Source organism: Vibrio sp. 1457 (assembly GCF_033340195.1).
Classification (GTDB): domain Bacteria; phylum Pseudomonadota; class Gammaproteobacteria; order Enterobacterales; family Vibrionaceae; genus Vibrio; species Vibrio alginolyticus.
Map to the genome: position 1 here is coordinate 111908 of NZ_JAWOWA010000002.1, position 17098 is coordinate 129005.

Below are 17098 nucleotides of genomic sequence, written 5' to 3' on the forward strand. Positions count from 1 at the left end.
AGGAGAGAAATACATGTATTACGGCTTTGATGTCGGTGGCACTAAAATTGAATTTGGTGCATTTAACGAGAAGCTTGAGCGTGTAGCGACGGAACGTGTACCTACACCAACAGACAACTACGAGCTGCTGGTTGATACCATTGCGGAATTGGTGAATAAATACGATACAGAGTTTGGCTGCGAAGGTACGATTGGTCTTGGCCTACCAGGTATGGAAGACGCCGATGATGCAACGGTACTAACAGTTAACGTTCCTGCGGCAAAAGGCAAACCACTTCGTGCTGATCTAGAAGCTAAAATCGGTCGCAGCGTAAAAATTGAAAACGATGCAAACTGTTTCGCGCTTTCTGAAGCCTGGGATGAAGATCTTCAAGATGAACCATCTGTACTAGGTTTGATCCTTGGTACTGGTTTTGGTGGCGGCTTTATCTACGAAGGCAAAGTATTCTCTGGCCGCAACCACGTAGCGGGTGAGGTGGGTCACACACGTCTTCCTATCGACGCATGGTTCCACCTGGGCGAAAACGCACCATTACTTGGCTGTGGCTGTGGCAACAAAGGCTGTTTAGATAGTTACCTATCTGGTCGTGGTTTCGAGCTTCTTTACGCGCATTACTACGGCGAAGAGAAGAAAGCGATCGACATTATTAAAGCGCACGCAGAGGGTGAAGAGAAAGCAGTAGAGCACGTCGAGCGCTTTATGGAGCTGCTAGCGATCTGCTTTGCAAACCTGTTTACTGCAACAGACCCACACACCGTTGTACTTGGTGGCGGCTTATCTAACTTCGAATTGATTTACGAAGAGATGCCAAAACGCATCCCTAAACACTTATTGTCTGTGGCTAAGTGTCCTAAGATCATCAAAGCAAAACACGGTGATTCAGGTGGTGTACGCGGCGCTGCGTTCTTAAACATCAAGTAATGACTTAAACCTTACTCGATATAAAGTAAGAAGAAATTTAAAGCCCCGTTTAGACTTTCAAGGTTAAACGGGGCTTTTACTTATATACCGAAGTAACTTGTATACCCAAGTAACTCATATACCTAAGTAATTTCGGTATGCTCGGGTATGGATCATGAACAAAAGTAGCATGCATAAAAAACTCACGACGAATCGTGAGTTTTCTGTTTGCAGCTAAGCTTATTTGTTCTTTTTGCCTACGCCCAGGTTTTCTTTTTGAGCTAGGGTGATTTTGCTAAAGCCTAATTTTCTGAAGTAGTTGTCGCGGTAGTTTCGCACCGCTTTAGTGTCAGACACTGCTTCGATTTGTTGCTCCATCTTTAGGAACTCAGTGATATCGATACCTTCGGCTTCTGCAACTGCTTCTTGAATGTTGCGGTGCTGCTGGTATGAGAACGTCAGTTCTTTGTCTTGGTCTTTGTAAGTGTAAAGAATGGTGCGAGCCATAGCTGTCTCTCTGAAAAGGTTTCTGTATTAAACAAAAAGGCCAGACTCGCTGACCTTTGAATTTCTAGTTTGAGCTAGATTCTGCCTTGAAGTGGGATAATTGTCACGCTTTCTCCCGCTTTTACTGTATCAATAGCTGGGGAGATTTCGATCAAACAGTTCGCCTCACTCATTGAACGCAGAATACCAGAACCTTGCTTGCCTGTTGTAAGAACGGTTAAACGGCCAGTTTCATCCAGCTCATAGACGCCACGGCTAAACTCGGTACGACCTTGGCGAGAGCGAAGATTCTCAGTCGCGATGGCATTCACTTTCAGAGGCTTCCAGCCTTGTTCGCCTTGCATCTTACGCAGTGCAGGCTCAACAAAGTTGATGAATGAAACCATCACTGCCACAGGGTTGCCCGGCAGACCAAAGAACGGCTTGTTGTTGATTTGACCAAACGCTAATGGACGTCCCGGACGCATGTTGATTCGCCAAAAATCTATTTGACCAAGTTTATCCAAGGCAAGTTTGATGTAATCCGCATCACCAACAGATACGCCACCAGAAGTCATAACCACGTCCGCTTGCGCCGATGCGTTTTCCAACGCTTCAATCATTAACTGTTCGTTGTCTTCCAGAATACCGAAATCCAAGATCTCGCAGCCGAGCTTTTCAAGCATGCCCATGATGGTAAAACGGTTGGAATCGTAGATAGAATTCGCTTTTTGCTCTGTTCCCGGCGCTTGTACTTCGTCACCGGTGGAGAACACGGCAACTTTCAATTTTCGGAATACATTCGCTTCACCAAAGCCAAGCGAAGCGATCATGCCCATTTCTGGAGAGGCGAGGCGAGTGCCTGCGGTAAAGACGTCACTGCCGATAGCGAGATCTTCACCTGCTTGACGAACGTTTTGGCCTGCTTTGATATTCGCACCGTTAAAAGTGACCTTGTCACCTTCTTGAATGGCTTGCTCACGCATGACCACTGTATCGCCGTTACGTGGTGTTGGTGCGCCAGTCATGATCTTAACCGCTTGACCAACTTCCAGAGGTTGATCGTAAGCGTGACCCGCCATTACTTCAGCAACCACTTGGTAGCTTTCACGCTCGACGTCATCACCGCGAATCGCGTAACCGTCCATCGCTGAGTTGGTGTATTGCGGCACGTTTACTGGTGAAATGATATGTTCCGCGAGAACGCGGCCATAGGCGTTTTCAATCTTGCATGCTTCTATTTCCGAAACCGTGTTCACCAAAGAAAGGATTCTCTCTTGGCCTTGAACCACAGAAATGAAAGCTGGAGAAAGGGTATCGCAACATGCGGCTTCTTTCTCTTTGTTTTTTGGTGCTTTCGCTTCTTGAGCATACTGAATAACGAACTGAGCAATCGCTTCAAGATCATTGATGTTCATTTGTGGCAGTTCAGAGTCCAACTTGCCGCTGTCTGAAGCGATAGCGATGATGTTTTCATCGTTTGGATAAAGCCAAGGCTTGCCTACTTCTTCACGGTGCAATTCAATTTTAGGAAATGCGATGTTTTTGCAGCCTTCGACCAAAACCACATCAAGCATGTCTTCATCAAAACGTGTTAATAGGTATTCAAACTCCGCTTCGGCTTCTGGCGTTTCTGTCATTAACGCAAAACGGTTGCGAGAAGCAATCAGCATTTGAGATGCGCCAGCTTTGCGTAAACGGTAGCTGTCTTTACCCGGCTTATCGACATCGAAGTTGTGGTGCGCATGTTTTAGCATGCCAATGCGTAAACCTGCTTCAGTCAGCTTTGGCAATAGGGCTTCAAGTAGCGTGGTTTTGCCTGTGCCTGAATAAGCTGCAAAACCAAGAATAGGAATGTTTAGCGTGTATTTCATGATTCTAATTGTCCAAATTGCGCCAGTTCTTCCGGAGTGTTCAAGTTGACGAAACAGTTTGGTGAGTCGCTAAAGTCAACGTAACTGGTGTTGCACTCTTTGTAGAGCAGAATGATTTTGCGGTCGCCACGTTCTAAAAATGCGGTGAGTTTTGGCAGTACGCGTTTGTGGTAGAGCGTGAAAACAGGTTGCTGATGGTCACCATCATGAGCGACCAAAATATCACTGTCTTCTTTGGCGGCTTGGCAGAAACGCTCGACAAGGTCGGTGTTAATTTGTGGGCTATCGCAAGGTACAAATCCAACCCAGTCAGTTTCAGCATGCATCAAACCCGCGTGAATACCGCCCATAGGCCCAGGGAAATCTTTGAATTGATCACTAAATACGAAACCAAATTTGCTGTACGCATCTTGGTTTCGGTTGGCATTAATTAAAATGCGTGGTGTTTGTGGAGATAAACGTTCAATAACATGTTCGATGAGTGGCTTCTGATTTAACTCAATCAGACCTTTATCTTTTCCACCCATACGGCTGGCTTGGCCACCAGCCAAAATGACCCAACTAGTTTGTGTTGGTTGAAGCATATGCATTCTCTTGGGATGTTTCTTTTGGTATGACATACAACAGAGGAGACTCTATCAAAGTCTTGTCTTTAATCCACCACTGTTTTTTACATAAGTCGGTCAGTGCGTTGGCCTGATGGCTTGTCACCACGATACTGGAACCACGATCCAAAAGATCTTTTGCCATCACCACCAATCGTTCAATGGATTCTTGGTCTAAAGACGCACTTGGCTCATCCATCAATAAAATCGACGGTTTTAAGATCCAAGCCCTTGCCATGGCAACGCGCTGTTTTTCACCGCCGGACAACACGGAAATATGTTCGTCCGCTAAGGTTTCTAAACCTACCATGCGCAGCGCGTGAATAACTTGAGCTCGCTTATCTTTTTGCGTGTCTTGTTGATATTTCACTCCATAGACTACGTTTTCATATACAGTGCCGTCAAAAAGGTAAGGGGATTGATGGAGATAAATCACATCGACACGACCATTGCGACGCGTCAGTCTTTTCAGCCACGTATCTTTTGGCGCAACAACATCGCCAGTAGAGGGTTTGAGCAAGCCAGCAAGGATTTTGAGTAGGGTAGTTTTGCCCACACCATTGTCACCCTTGAGATAAATGGCATCATTTGGGCCGATGGCTAACTCAGGGATGTGGAAAAGCACACGCTCTTTAAAGCGCATGGATAACTGTTCGGCGGTGATTTTTATAGTCATAATTCGCCTCGACATGGGGTTAATGGTGAGTCGTTTGTTTGCTTCATGTTCTATGTTCTGAGGTAGCCTTTGCCTCTCATGCTTGATAAGAAGAAGTTTAGAGCCAACGCTAAAGATAGTAATACAATTCCTAATGCAACTCCTTGCGCAAAAGCACCTTTACTGCTTTCCATTGCGATAGCCGTGGGAATATTTCGCGTCACGCCCATAATGTTCCCACCAACCATCATTGAGCAGCCCACCTCGGTCACGATACGTGAAAACCCTGCAATGATAGCCGCAAGTAGAGGAAAGCGGGTTTCCCAAATCATCGTAGCTGCCAAGCGCGGAATGGAGACGCCCAGCGTGATGGCAGTTTCCACTGCACGACGGTCGCTAGATTGTAATGCACCATGCATCATCGATACCAAAACAGGGAAGCAGATCACCATTTGGCCGAAGATCATTGCCTTCTGAGTGAACAGCATTTGCCAGTCTCCCCAAGGGCCAGCACGCGACAGCAACATGTACAGCAACAGGCCAATCACCACGGTAGGGACCGCTTGCAGCGTATTTACGATCGACAACAAAAACCATTTACCGCGAAAGTCGGTATACGCCAGTACAAAGGACATCAAAATAGCCGGCAATACCACTAGGGATATTGCCGTGATAGAAACACTAAAGGAGACCGCAACGATCTCCCATAGGTCTGCATCAAAATTCACCAGTAAGCGAAGCGCTTCCAGTGTTGTATCAGCAAGATTCATATTGCGTTATTTGCTCTCAGCATTCGCAACAAACAGTTGTTTACCGTTTAGGCGGAAACCATTGATAAGTTCCTGTCCGCGAGGGTTTACCAACCAATCACTGAATGCCTTCGCACCTTGGTAGTTAATCGTTGGGTAACGCTCAGGGTTAACAAGAATAACTTGGTACGGGTTAAACAGTTTTTCATCGCCTTGGAACAGAATTTCTAGATCCAATTTGTTTTGGTAAGCCAGCCATGTGCCGCGATCCGTCATGGTGTAGCCTTGCATTTCAGACGCCATGTTTAGAGTTGGGCCCATACCTTGACCTACGCTACGGTAGCCACCAAAGTTCGGTTCGATTTTAGTTTGAGCCCAGAAGCCCATTTCTTTTTTGTGCGTACCAGAATCATCGCCGCGAGAGATGAACGTTGCGTTTTTGTTTGCGATCTCTTTGAATACATCTAACACGCCTTCGTCATTTTTGATTGTTGCTGGGTCAGCTTTCGGGCCTACAATCACAAAGTCGTTGTACATTAGCTTGCGAGGTAAAACGCCGTAGCCTTTCTCAACAAATGCGCCTTCAGCTTTTGGTGCATGTGTCATCACCAAATCTACGTCACCGTTTTCGCCCATTTTTAAGGCTTTACCCGTACCTGCAGCAATAACATCGACTTTGTAGCCCGTGTCTTTTTCAAATTGTGGAAGTAGGTAATCAAGTAAACCTGAATGGTAAGTACTGGTTGTGGTTGCAAGGCGAACGTGTTCTCCGTCTTGAGCAGAAAACGCAGAGTAACTTACAAGCGTGATTGACGTTGCAGCCAGAGTTAGCGCAATTTTTTTCATTTTTATGTGTTCCTTTCCAATGATTCTTTGGAATCTCTACAGGTTTTAGGGAGAAGCCTTTTTGGACGAGAGCGATTAGCGTAATACGCAAGTTGTCTCAGGGTGTTGGAATAAGCAAACATCAACATCCTGAGATCACTTAAATGCGCTCCGTATCCACCTTATAGCAAACAAGATGCCAACCTTTTACAAGCTTAAAGTGCTTGGTTTATGCACTAAATCATGGGGTTATTTGCATAAAAGTTTGCGTTGGTACAAAATGTCGCACTTTTTGTAGGGTATCTCTGTTTAAACTTGGTACACTCTGTCCCATCGAAATCCATCTGGGGTAAATATGTCTACTCAATCCCATCTTAGTACAAACCAACAATATAGCGCCTTTTCCGTACTGGTCGTCGATGATGAATTAGGCATGCAAGCCATCTTGAAAAAGGCATTGGGTAAGCTTTTTTCACATGTCGATACAGCTGGTAGCATCGAAGAAGCAGAACAACTGCGTAATTCTCGACATTATGATCTGATCTTACTGGATATTAATCTGCCAGGGCGTTCTGGAATTGAGTGGGAAGAAGCGTTTGAAGATGATGACAAACGTGCCGATGTGATTTTTATGACGGGTTATGCGGATTTAGAAATTGCCATTCGAGCGCTACAGCTCGGTGCTTCCGACTTTATCCTCAAACCATTCAACCTTGAGCAGATGTTAAAAGCGGTCAGTCGCTGTATGGATCGCCGTTTGAACGAACGCATGCAGTACGCCATGACACGCGATTACCAACGTCACAATACCTCAGAGATCATCGGCGGCTCAGAAAAAACGCGTCTGCTTAAGCAACTTATTAACCAATTTGCACCATCACGTGCTTCTGTTTTGGTGGAAGGTGAGTCGGGTACGGGTAAAGAGCTAGTTGCACGAGGTATCCACCAGGCGAGTGGGCGAACGGGCCCGTTTGTGCCAATCAACTGCGGTGCGATTGCACCAGAGCTTTTAGAAAGTGAGTTATTTGGTCATACATCGGGCGCGTTTACCGGTGCAAAAAAATCGCGTGAAGGTTTGTTCCGTGTTGCGAACGGTGGCACCTTATTTCTTGACGAAATCGGGGAGATGCCACTTGCAATGCAGGCATCATTATTACGTGTGTTAGAGCAGCGTACGATTCGCCCTGTCGGTTCAGAAAGAGAGATCAGTATTGATGTCCGTATTGTTGCCGCCACCAACCGTAATCTGCAAGAAGAGGTCAATCAAGGTAATTTCCGCAGTGACCTCTATTACCGTTTAAACGTTCTGAAAATTGAAGTGTGTCCGCTGCGAGAGCGCAAAACCGACTTATTTGAGTTGGTGCCATTTTTCAGCAACATGCTGACGCGCGAGCTCGGTATGCCTGCGCCCAAATGGGCTCACGAGGATATGGAAGCCATGAGTGAGTACGATTGGCCGGGAAACATTCGTGAGCTCAAAAACTTGATTGAGCGTTGTATCTTGCTTGGCAAACCACCTGCACACTATTGGCGAGAGCTGAATGGCGGGCATTCACTGCCTAATGTATCGATTACTGTTTCTCACTCTGCTGAGTTACCAACCTTTAGAGAAGGCAAAGAATTTACTGGCGAAGGCTATCCAAACAGCTGGACGTTAAAAGAAGTCGAGAAAGCACATATTAAACAAGTCGTTAACTTGCACGAAGGCAACAAATCAGCCGCTGCTCGCGACTTGGGCGTAGCTCGCAAGACCTTAGAACGTAAATACAAAGAATGGGATTCTGAGGATGAGGAATATGCCGACTAACGGCCCACAGCACAAAGGATTGTCAAAATGGACGCACCGTTTTAAAACCATGGTGCGTTATCGTTTGTTATTCTTAACCTCTGCGCCGATTTTCCTCACGTTGTTAGCTCTGATCGGCATTACCATTTATTGGTCTATTCATTACACGTGGCAAAATGCGCTGCTTGATGTCTCGGAGCGTCTTGGTGTTGCAAATAACAGCGTAACGTTGTTACAGCAAAAGCAAGCCAATTACGTGCGGGCGTTTGCCGATTCGTACGATTTCCGTATTCGCATTAATCAAGGAACGCCACAAGGTGACCTGCAAAAGTGGGTCACAGAGCAGAAGAAAAGATATGCTTTAGATTTTCTCTCTTTCCAACGCGTTAATTCCATGGAAAACAAATTCCGCTTTATGGATCTCACCAAGCGCGAATCGTTTTTTGATGTACTCAATAAAGAAGAACTCGAACGCCTCGATCCTGAACTCGCCAAACGAGCAGAAGTGCCTATTCTTGCTGATGGTGACAGGGAGGCGCGTGGGTTAGTCAGTCGAACCGTGATTCCGGTATACAGCCAAGCGAACGATTTGATCGGCTTTCTTGATGGTGGTTTGCTCCTTAACAACAGTACAGTGTTGGTGGATCAAATCCGCGATCTCATTTACTTAAGTGATAATGACCGCCTTCGCCCTGTGGGTACGTTGACGGTATTTCTCGATGATTTGCGTGTGAGCACCAACGTTCCTTTAGACAGCGATCATAGGCTAGGGCGCGCCATAGGCACTCGCGTGAGTGCAGAAGTGTATAACCAAGTACTTTCGAAGGGTGAACAGTGGGTTGATCGCGCTTATGTGTATGACGCTTGGTATATTACGGCGTATCAACCAATCAAAGACCAATACGACAATGTTATTGGTATGCTTTATACGGGTTACCTCATGTGGCCATTCGTTAAAGCCTACATGACGAACATTGCCGAAATCAGCTTGATTACGGTTATGTTATTGCTGGTTTCCGGCGTGATGGTATATCGCGGTTCTTATGATCTGTTTCGACCGATCGAACGCATTCATAAAGTGGTGAAGCAGGTCCAACAAGGTAAAGAAAAACGGATTGGCCCGTTAGGATTAGATGCCGATCATGAACTTGCGCAGTTAGCCAGACAGTTTGATGATATGTTAGACGCGCTAGAAGAGCGCAAAATTGAATTGAAAAACTCCGCAGCTCAACTTGAATGCAAAGTTCAAGAGCGTACGGCAAGCCTGAGAGAAAAAACCCAAGATCTTGAGCTGCATATTCAATTGCTTAACCAAACTCGCGACAAACTCGTTGTTCATGAAAAACTGGCAGCATTGGGAGAACTCACCGCGGGGATTGCTCACGAAATTAATAACCCAACCGCCGTGATTCTTGGCAACGTAGAATTGATCCATTTTGAATTGGGTGACGATGCAAGTCGAGTACAAGAGGAGATTGATGCGATTCACGCGCAAATTGATCGTATCCGCAATATCACGCGCAGTTTATTGCAATACAGTCGCCAAGGCGGTGTTCAAGATGAAATCACTTGGCAACATGTCAATCCTATCATTGATGAAAGCATCACCTTGGTTAAAACTGGCACCAAGAAACGCGACGTTGAGTTTGTGACTGACCTACAAGCGCATACGTCCGTTGAGATAAACCGTCACCACTTGCTACAAATCTTAGTTAATTTGCAAATGAACGCCATTCACGCAATGAGCGGTAAAGGAACTTTAACAGTAGTCAGTGAAGACTGGATTGAAGAGGGCGAAGTGAAAGGAGCCGCGATTCATGTTATCGATGAGGGCTGCGGTATTAAACCAGAAAACTTGAGTCGAATCTTCTCGCCATTTTACACAACTAAACGAGAAGGCACAGGGTTAGGGCTATCGGTCTCCCAAAGTATTCTCAGCCAAACGGGTGGTGAGTTAAAAGCAGAGTCTGAATGGGGAAAAGGCAGTAAATTCAGTATTTATTTACCTAAAAAAGCCGAACTGATCCTAGAGGTGACGAACATCGCTTAGTCACTTTTTTGAAGTATTAATGGAAAAAGAGCCACTGACGATAGTGGCTCTTTTTTGTATTTAATGACGCATTTATGTTTACGCTTTTGCTTCTTAGAAACCTTACAATGATTTCACTTGGAGTGAATTAATAAAAACAACACTTGCAGTATGTAGCATGAACAAGTACCGTTGCCCGGTTTTTCTAAATACACCCCAATTGCTAAGGTAAAGGTTTTGATCTCCACAGCGAATATTACTCAACAATTCGGCGCTAAGCCGCTATTCGAAAACATTTCAGTTAAGTTCGGCGAAGGCAATCGCTATGGCTTAATTGGAGCTAACGGTTGTGGTAAATCAACCTTTATGAAGATCCTCAGCGGCGAGCTTGAGCAAACCAGTGGTAACGTAAGCTACGATCCAAACGAGCGCGTTGCAAAACTGAACCAGGACCAGTTCGCTTACGAAGAATTTACTGTAATCGATACCGTTATCATGGGTCATAAAGAGCTATGGGAAGTGAAGAAAGAGCGTGACCGCATCTACTCACTTGCTGAAATGAGCGAAGAAGACGGCATGAAAGTGGCTGACTTAGAAGTTCAGTTTGCTGAAATGGACGGCTACATGGCAGAAGCCAAAGCGGGCGAGCTTCTTCTTGCTGTAGGTATCCCAATGGAGCAACACTTCGGTCTAATGAGTGAAGTAGCACCAGGCTGGAAACTTCGTGTGCTTCTAGCGCAGGTTCTATTCGCAGACCCAGATGTGATGCTTCTTGACGAACCTACCAACAACTTGGACATGGACACAATCCGTTGGTTGGAAGATACGCTAAACGCGCGTAACTGCACAATGATCATCATTTCGCACGACCGTCACTTCCTAAACTCAGTATGTACACACATGGCTGACTTGGACTACGGTGAGCTACGCGTTTACCCTGGTAACTACGACGAGTACATGACGGCGGCTTCTCAAGCTCGCGAACGTCTACTAAACGACAACGCGAAGAAGAAAGCACAAATCGCTGAGCTACAAACGTTCGTTGCACGTTTCTCTGCAAACGCATCGAAAGCAAAACAAGCGACATCTCGTGCGAAGCAAATCGACAAGATCAAACTGGACGAAGTGAAAGCGTCTAGCCGTCAAAACCCATTCATTCGTTTTGAACAGTCTAAAGAGCTGTTCCGTAACGCTCTGATTGTAGAAAACCTGAGCCAAGGTTTTGAAGAGGACTTGTTCTCAGACTTCAATGCAATTTTTGAAGTGGGAGAGCGCGTTGCGATCATCGGTGAAAATGGTGTGGGTAAAACAACACTTCTAAACACGCTTGCTGGTGTACTTGAACCGCGTGCTGGTGAGTTCAAATGGTCTGAAAATGCAAACATCGGTTACTACGCGCAAGACCACGCGCATGACTTTGCAGAAGACATGAACCTAACGGATTGGATGGGTCAATGGCGTCAAGAAGGTGATGACGAGCAAGTCGTTCGTGGTTTCCTTGGTCGTATGCTATTTGGTCAAGATGACATTAAGAAGTCAGTAAAAGTACTGTCTGGTGGTGAGCAAGGTCGTATGCTGCTTGGTAAGCTAATGATGCACAAGCCAAACATGCTGCTAATGGACGAACCAACCAACCACATGGACATGGAATCGATCGAATCTTTGAACACGGCGCTTGAGCAATACAAAGGCACGTTGTTCTTCGTCTCTCACGACCGTGTATTCGTAGACTCACTAGCAACGCGTATTATCGAAATCCGCGATGGTAAAATCACAGACTTTAAAGGCACTTACTCTGAGTTCCTAAAATCTCGTGGTGTTGACGCGTAATTACTCGCAAAGCGTTTAAAAAGCAAAAGCCTCGCTATTTAGCGAGGCTTTTTTGATATTTGGCCTTAATCCTTAAACTGACCTGTTATATACGCATAGAGCCCGACTACGCCAAAGGTAATAATCATAGAAAGCATGATACCGCTGGGCGTAAGCAGAAAATTCCACAATTGGTCATTATTCATAGTCCACATCCTCTGTGAATCCGCATTATTGGTTTTAGTTTACACTGAAAAGGTGTTATTGGTTGCCTTTTACATCAAATTCAACCTTGTCGGCTCCTGTAAAAACTTGGAAGCGCAAACCTTTCGCACGCGCAATGGTCGTAATACCAAATTGCTTCGCTAGATCTAACCCCATTTGAGTAACGCCAGAGCGAGAAAGCAGAACAGGAATGCCCATTTGAGCCACTTTAATCACCATCTCTGATGTAAGGCGACCAGTTGTGTAGAAAATTTTATCTTCACCTGTTTCTTCTTTGAGCCACATCTCACCTGCAAGTGTATCCACTGCGTTGTGACGGCCGACATCTTCCACAAATGACAACACTTCATTACCTTTGCAAACCGCACAGCCGTGTACTGCGCCCGCTTTTTTGTAGGTGTCGTTGTAATGAGTTAACGCTTCCAGCGCAGAATAAATCTCTGACTGCTTAAGAGAAACTTGAGGCACTTGATAATTTTCAAGCTGCTTCATCACGTTGCCATACATAGTGCCTTGGCCACAACCTGAGGTGACGGTTTTCTTTTTCAGGGCGCCTTCTAAGTGTTCAGTGTTTTCTTTAGTAATCACCGCTGCGGAATGCGTTTCCCAGTCAATAATAACGGATTCAATCGCGGCTGGATCGGACAGGAAGCTTTGGTTTTTTAAATAACCCAGTACTAGTGCTTCTGGACGCGAACCTAGCGTCATGAGCGTGACCACTTCTTTCCAGTTCAGCATGACCGTAAGAGGACGCTCGCACGCGATTTGCTTTGTCAGTTTTTCGCCGTACTCGTCGTACACATCGACTTCAATGGTTTGCAGGGGATTTTCACTGGTTTTAATAATGTTTGGTTTCAGCACAGTCGTGTCCTAGTGATTAAGAGCGTTAGGTTGCTACGCATTTTAGCTTTTTAAGTGGCTAGCAAATCTCATTCCAAAATAGCGGTTCCCACAGAAATTGCGAGGTTTTATGTCAACAATGCATTAAAACTGCGAGTTCGCAGTAATGACACATCAATACATTTGAGTTTCGTCTAGTTTGGTACTTATAGCCTGAGGGAGTATATAGACTAAGTTATATCAGCTTGGCGCGTTTATTGCTTCGAAGACAATAAAAATGGTCGAAAACGGGGGCAAAATGTCCTGTGTGTTTTCAGACCAAAAATAGAAAGACTGGGTGAGTTATGTCGGATAAGAAAGATTTCGAAAAAAATTACGAAAAGACTGAGGATACATGGCCAATCGGCGTAGAGCTTGTTGAGCATGAGATCAGTACAGGGATTTGGGTGACAACCCAATGGCAGTTGACAGGATTTGCGCTGAATCCGACGGAAGAGACTCCAGATGTTTGTCTGTTGCAATTACATAAAGACGAGCGTACAGACTACCGTTTTAACTTAAGCTCTCAGCAACCTAAACTCTTTTTAGTGATGGATAACGTCGAGTCTGGTGAAAAACCAGCGATACAGCTACTGACGGCCTCACAATCTGTTGCGGCGCAATATATGGATGGTGATAACCTTGTACTATCTAACGATATGCCGTTAGCCGTTCAGGCTTGGATGGAAGCCTTTATTGGTCGTCACGGTGAGTTGTTAGAAGTAAGACGCAAGAAACGCAAAGGAGCAGGCAGAGCAAATGGCAACTAGTTTTTTAAGCCGTTGGTCGAAACGTAAACTAGAAGAATCTTCCCAACATGATGAAGAGATTACGCCGATAGCAGAGACGGAGCAATCCGAAGATAATGTCACAGCGCTTTCAAACGCTGACGAAAGCTCAGATGCTTTGAACATCGATGAGGATAGTCAGGCTCCAGACATTACCGCGAGTGTAGAGACTGAAAAAACCGAAGAAATGTCTGTGGCGCAACTGCTGGTTTCTGAAGCTTCAGAAAGCGTTAAGAAAGCCGCGCTGCGCAAAATGTTCTTGTCCGAAGAATTTAACGTGCGTGACGGCCTAGACGATTACGATGATGATTACAGTAACTTAAAGTCACTTTCTCAAGACGTCGCTGAGACGCTGCGTGATTGGGTTAAAGACAAAGTGGAAGACGAACCAGACGCTGAAACTGCGCAAGGGTCTGAGCTTAACGCTAACGATATCGCATCTGAGGTAGTTGAAGACGCAGAGTCAAACACCGACAAAAGTGGCCAAATTACTCAAGATGAAAATAAACTGTATATAAATACAGTTCCTGGCGAAGGTGATACTTTTGCTGAAGAATCACAGCCTAACGAGGTGAGACAAAATATACCACACAAAGAATAGGTACATTTTGACTAAACACTCAATGAGCCGGCTGAGACAAAATGTCTCAACCGGTTTTTTTATCCCTACTATTTGCCAGTAAAGTTGATAACCTATTGATTTTTAGTTGATATTTTATTGGCATGACGCTTGCTATCTGTTGCTCAATACCAATCTGGTTGAAGTTAGTACGGACGCACTGCGTAGTATTCATCGCCTATAGATGGCGGAATAAGAATGCTCATTGATAAGTTAATCAGCAGAATCTCCGGCGCTAACTACACTAAGAGATGGAAAAGACTATCCATGTTCATAAATGGAATTGAGCAATGCTGAAACAATTATTAGAACAAGCAACTTCCAATAACGGTAAAGCGAGGCTGTACGCTTTCGAAAATACCGTAGAGTTGACCAATCTTATTCCACCAACCGTAAGCTATGAAAGCGGCGGTAATACTTTGATTGTGGGCCCAACAGCAATCATCGAAAGTGCGGCAGCGCAATTGTCGCAAATGAACAGCCTAACGCTGCTTTCTACCGATGGCGAAAAGGGCACAAATCCCGAGCTTTATTACGCCAATTCGGTTCAGGTTTCAGGGTTCTTAGGTACGTTTGAAGTTCTGATTGAAAATCATGGTTCGACCAACAATCTTGCCAAGGTCGCGATCAATAGCGATTGTTTCGATATCGTACTCGATCTTTGCCTTAACAGCTGCATGTCGGAAGAAGTCCCAGTACCGGGCTACTACCCAGTAGGTCGTGGCTATCCGAAACTGGCTGAAGCGTTGGAAGAGATTCCAACCTTAATGGGGACGTTCGATAAACCGAAATTTTTCCGTTTAGATACCGATTTATGTGCACACAGCTCTCGTGGCGTAAAAGGTTGCGAACGGTGTGTGGATGCTTGTCCGGCAGGGGCACTATCGAGTGAAGGCAGCGACAAAACGGGCCATCGCATCGAGATCAACCCATACCTATGTCAAGGCGTGGGTACTTGTGCTACAGCGTGTCCGACAGAAGCGATTCATTACGCACTGCCAAACCCTGAAGATACGCAAAAGTTTATTGAACGTACGCTCGCCAACTATGAGCAAGCGGGTGGTTTAGATCCTATCGTATTGATTTGCAGTTCTCGCCACGAGAGCTACAACGTGATGGCACTAAAAGCACTGCCAGATAATGTGATTCCAATTGTGGTGGAAGAACTGCCTTCGGTTGGTATTGATACTTGGTTCGCCGCGCTTGTGAATGGTGCTACTCAGGTGCTGTTTGCGGCTTCACGTTTTATGCCTCAAACCATTATTCGTGTGCTTAATAGCGAAGTAGGTATTGCTCAAGAGCTGCTCGGTCAGCTTGGTATCGCCAAAGAAACCATCGACATTCTGTATCTAGAGTCACTACGTGAAGGTGCTCCGACACTTTGTACCGAGTCTTTTGATTTGGCATTAGGAGACTTGCAAGGCAACAAACGTCAGCGTCTATTTACGGCGTTGGATGCGTTGTCCGCATCACGTATTCCAGTTGAGAACATTGTTGAACTTCCAGCGAACGCACCTTACGGCACAGTCTCTTGTGAAAGTAAAGGTTGTACGTTGTGTATGAGCTGTGTGGCGGTGTGTCCAACACGTGCATTGCATACGGACGGTCGATCTCCGTCGCTTAAATTCGTCGAGCAAGACTGCATTCAATGTGGGCTGTGCGAGAAAGCGTGTCCAGAGAAAGTGCTGACGCTTACTCCTCGTATGAACTGGGTGAAAGAAGAACGCCAGAAAGCGGTTGTGATTCATGAAGAAAAGGCAGCCGAGTGCATTCGTTGTCACAAGCCCTTTGCTCCGCAATCGATGATCGACATGCTACAAGACAAGTTACGCGGTCACTCTCATTTCTCTGATGAAGCGGCGATCAATCGTATCGCGATGTGTGAAGACTGCCGTGTGATCGACATGTTTGAGTCGATGGCAGAAAACCCAATGAAACAATTAAAATACTAGGAGCTCGCAGTGGACACACAACAAGAACAAACACTGAGAACAGACATTTATCTCGTTCTATCTGCACTTTTTCGTAGTGCGCCTAGTGATGAAATGCTGGCGTTCCTGAAATCGCTAGAAATTGAACCGTCTGAGAGCGCGATGCAAAAAGCTTGGCTCGCACTGCAACAAGCCGCGAACGAAGCGCAGCGAGAAGCGTTAGAAGAAGAATATCAAGATCTGTTTATTGGCATTGGACGTGGTGAAGTTGTGCCATTCGGATCTTGGCATCGCACTGGCTCGATGATGGAAAAACCGTTAGCGGAAATTCGTCGCGATTTGGATCTTTTAGGCATCGAACGAGAAGAGAACGTGAAAGAGCCTGAAGACCATATTTCTGCACTGTGCGAAGTGATGGCAATGCTGACAGGTGAAGAGGAAGAACTTCAACAAGCGGTGTTTAACAAACACATCGCCCCTTGGTTCCAATCTTTTACGCGCCAACTAGAGAGCGCAGAAAGCGTGAACTTCTACAAGCCAGCTGCACAGCTTTGCGACGCGTTTTTAACGTTAGAGCAAGTGCGCTTTAGCGTGAACACCAAAAGCAGTAAGAACAAATTAAAAATTGATGTGAAAAACGTCACTGATTACGAGTAATCGAGCAGTACTTGGTCATATCGATAGAGAGGCATGAGTCTCCAAAGATCTACCGTAAGGTAAGGAAGCAATGATGAAAGATAATAAAGAAATAAACACGAGCCGTAGGGATCTCCTAAAAGGCTTCACAACCGCTGCCGTTGCCGTTGCCGGTGCTGTTGTTGCGGGAACCACGAAAGTGGCCGTTGCTTCAGAAACGGTTGAGCCTTCTGAAAAAGACGTGAAGAAGAAAGGGTATCGTGAAACACAACACATTCGCGATTACTACGACACACTTTAG

Annotated in this window: 16 protein-coding genes; 9 read left to right on the forward strand and 7 right to left on the reverse strand. The window is 45.6% G+C overall.

Annotated elements, in window-relative coordinates; all coding sequences use genetic code 11:
• The first annotated feature begins 13 nt into the window (after nt 1–13).
• Nucleotides 14–922: an N-acetylglucosamine kinase gene (nagK, locus tag R7Z41_RS02405; protein WP_005377586.1), complete on the forward strand. Its 909-nt coding sequence runs from the start codon at nt 14–16 to the stop codon at nt 920–922.
• Nucleotides 923–1141: 219 nt separating this feature from the next.
• On the opposite strand, the gene R7Z41_RS02410 is transcribed toward nagK, so the two are convergent.
• The 6 genes from R7Z41_RS02410 to R7Z41_RS02435 form a co-directional block, all read right to left on the reverse strand.
• A complete protein-coding gene (locus tag R7Z41_RS02410; protein WP_005377584.1) occupies nt 1142–1408 on the reverse strand; it encodes a DUF2960 domain-containing protein in 267 nt (88 codons plus the stop codon).
• A 74-nt stretch (nt 1409–1482) separates the two neighbouring features.
• A complete protein-coding gene (locus R7Z41_RS02415) occupies nt 1483–3261 on the reverse strand; it encodes a bifunctional molybdopterin-guanine dinucleotide biosynthesis adaptor protein MobB/molybdopterin molybdotransferase MoeA (RefSeq protein WP_158173885.1) in 1779 nt (592 codons plus the stop codon).
• Nucleotides 3258–3845, reverse strand: a complete 588-nt coding sequence (gene mobA, locus R7Z41_RS02420) for a molybdenum cofactor guanylyltransferase MobA (RefSeq protein WP_025534433.1) — start codon at nt 3843–3845, stop codon at nt 3258–3260. The genes R7Z41_RS02415 and mobA overlap by 4 nt, the downstream gene beginning before the upstream one ends.
• Nucleotides 3823–4542 (reverse strand): energy-coupling factor ABC transporter ATP-binding protein, encoded by a 720-nt coding sequence (locus tag R7Z41_RS02425; RefSeq protein WP_025766658.1) that lies wholly within the window; start codon nt 4540–4542, stop codon nt 3823–3825. Before R7Z41_RS02425 ends, mobA begins: the two co-directional genes overlap by 23 nt.
• Before the next feature lie 50 nt (nt 4543–4592).
• Nucleotides 4593–5291, reverse strand: coding sequence for an ABC transporter permease (locus R7Z41_RS02430; RefSeq protein ID WP_005389524.1), 699 nt, complete (start codon nt 5289–5291; stop codon nt 4593–4595).
• A 6-nt stretch (nt 5292–5297) separates the two neighbouring features.
• The gene (locus R7Z41_RS02435) at nt 5298–6116 is read right to left on the reverse strand and encodes a substrate-binding domain-containing protein (RefSeq protein WP_005389522.1); all 819 of its coding nucleotides are present in this window, start codon (nt 6114–6116) and stop codon (nt 5298–5300) included.
• A 334-nt stretch (nt 6117–6450) separates the two neighbouring features.
• On the opposite strand from R7Z41_RS02435, the gene R7Z41_RS02440 reads away from it, so the two are divergent.
• From R7Z41_RS02440 to R7Z41_RS02450, 3 genes are all read left to right on the forward strand, one after another.
• Nucleotides 6451–7902 (forward strand): sigma-54-dependent transcriptional regulator, encoded by a 1452-nt coding sequence (locus R7Z41_RS02440; protein ID WP_017820677.1) that lies wholly within the window; start codon nt 6451–6453, stop codon nt 7900–7902.
• Nucleotides 7892–9931, forward strand: a complete 2040-nt coding sequence (locus R7Z41_RS02445; protein WP_005377562.1) for a cache domain-containing protein — start codon at nt 7892–7894, stop codon at nt 9929–9931. The genes R7Z41_RS02440 and R7Z41_RS02445 overlap by 11 nt, the downstream gene beginning before the upstream one ends.
• Nucleotides 9932–10147: 216 nt before the next feature.
• Nucleotides 10148–11740 carry an ABC-F family ATPase gene (locus R7Z41_RS02450; RefSeq protein WP_025766654.1) on the forward strand — a complete coding sequence of 531 codons (1593 nt, stop codon included), beginning with the start codon at nt 10148–10150 and terminating at the stop codon, nt 11738–11740.
• A gap of 240 nt (nt 11741–11980) precedes the next feature.
• Here the strand turns inward: R7Z41_RS02450 and R7Z41_RS02455 are convergent, their stop codons facing one another.
• Nucleotides 11981–12805, reverse strand: a complete 825-nt coding sequence (locus R7Z41_RS02455; protein ID WP_005377552.1) for a formate dehydrogenase accessory sulfurtransferase FdhD — start codon at nt 12803–12805, stop codon at nt 11981–11983.
• A gap of 323 nt (nt 12806–13128) precedes the next feature.
• On the opposite strand from R7Z41_RS02455, the gene R7Z41_RS02460 reads away from it, so the two are divergent.
• The 5 genes from R7Z41_RS02460 to R7Z41_RS02480 all read left to right on the forward strand — a co-directional run bounded on the left by R7Z41_RS02460 (nt 13129) and on the right by R7Z41_RS02480 (nt 17098).
• Entirely contained in the window at nt 13129–13593 is a 465-nt protein-coding gene (locus R7Z41_RS02460; protein WP_005389514.1) for a DUF3305 domain-containing protein, read from the forward strand.
• On the forward strand, nt 13583–14212 hold the full coding sequence (locus R7Z41_RS02465) for a DUF3306 domain-containing protein (RefSeq protein WP_086046760.1): 630 nt from the start codon (nt 13583–13585) through the stop codon (nt 14210–14212). The genes R7Z41_RS02460 and R7Z41_RS02465 overlap by 11 nt, the downstream gene beginning before the upstream one ends.
• A 308-nt stretch (nt 14213–14520) precedes the next feature.
• Nucleotides 14521–16182 (forward strand): 4Fe-4S dicluster domain-containing protein, encoded by a 1662-nt coding sequence (locus R7Z41_RS02470; RefSeq protein WP_318136307.1) that lies wholly within the window; start codon nt 14521–14523, stop codon nt 16180–16182.
• Nucleotides 16183–16191: 9 nt separating this feature from the next.
• Nucleotides 16192–16818, forward strand: coding sequence for a molecular chaperone (locus R7Z41_RS02475; RefSeq protein ID WP_017820684.1), 627 nt, complete (start codon nt 16192–16194; stop codon nt 16816–16818).
• A 73-nt stretch (nt 16819–16891) separates the two neighbouring features.
• Nucleotides 16892–17098, forward strand: coding sequence for a twin-arginine translocation signal domain-containing protein (locus R7Z41_RS02480; protein WP_318136310.1), 207 nt, complete (start codon nt 16892–16894; stop codon nt 17096–17098).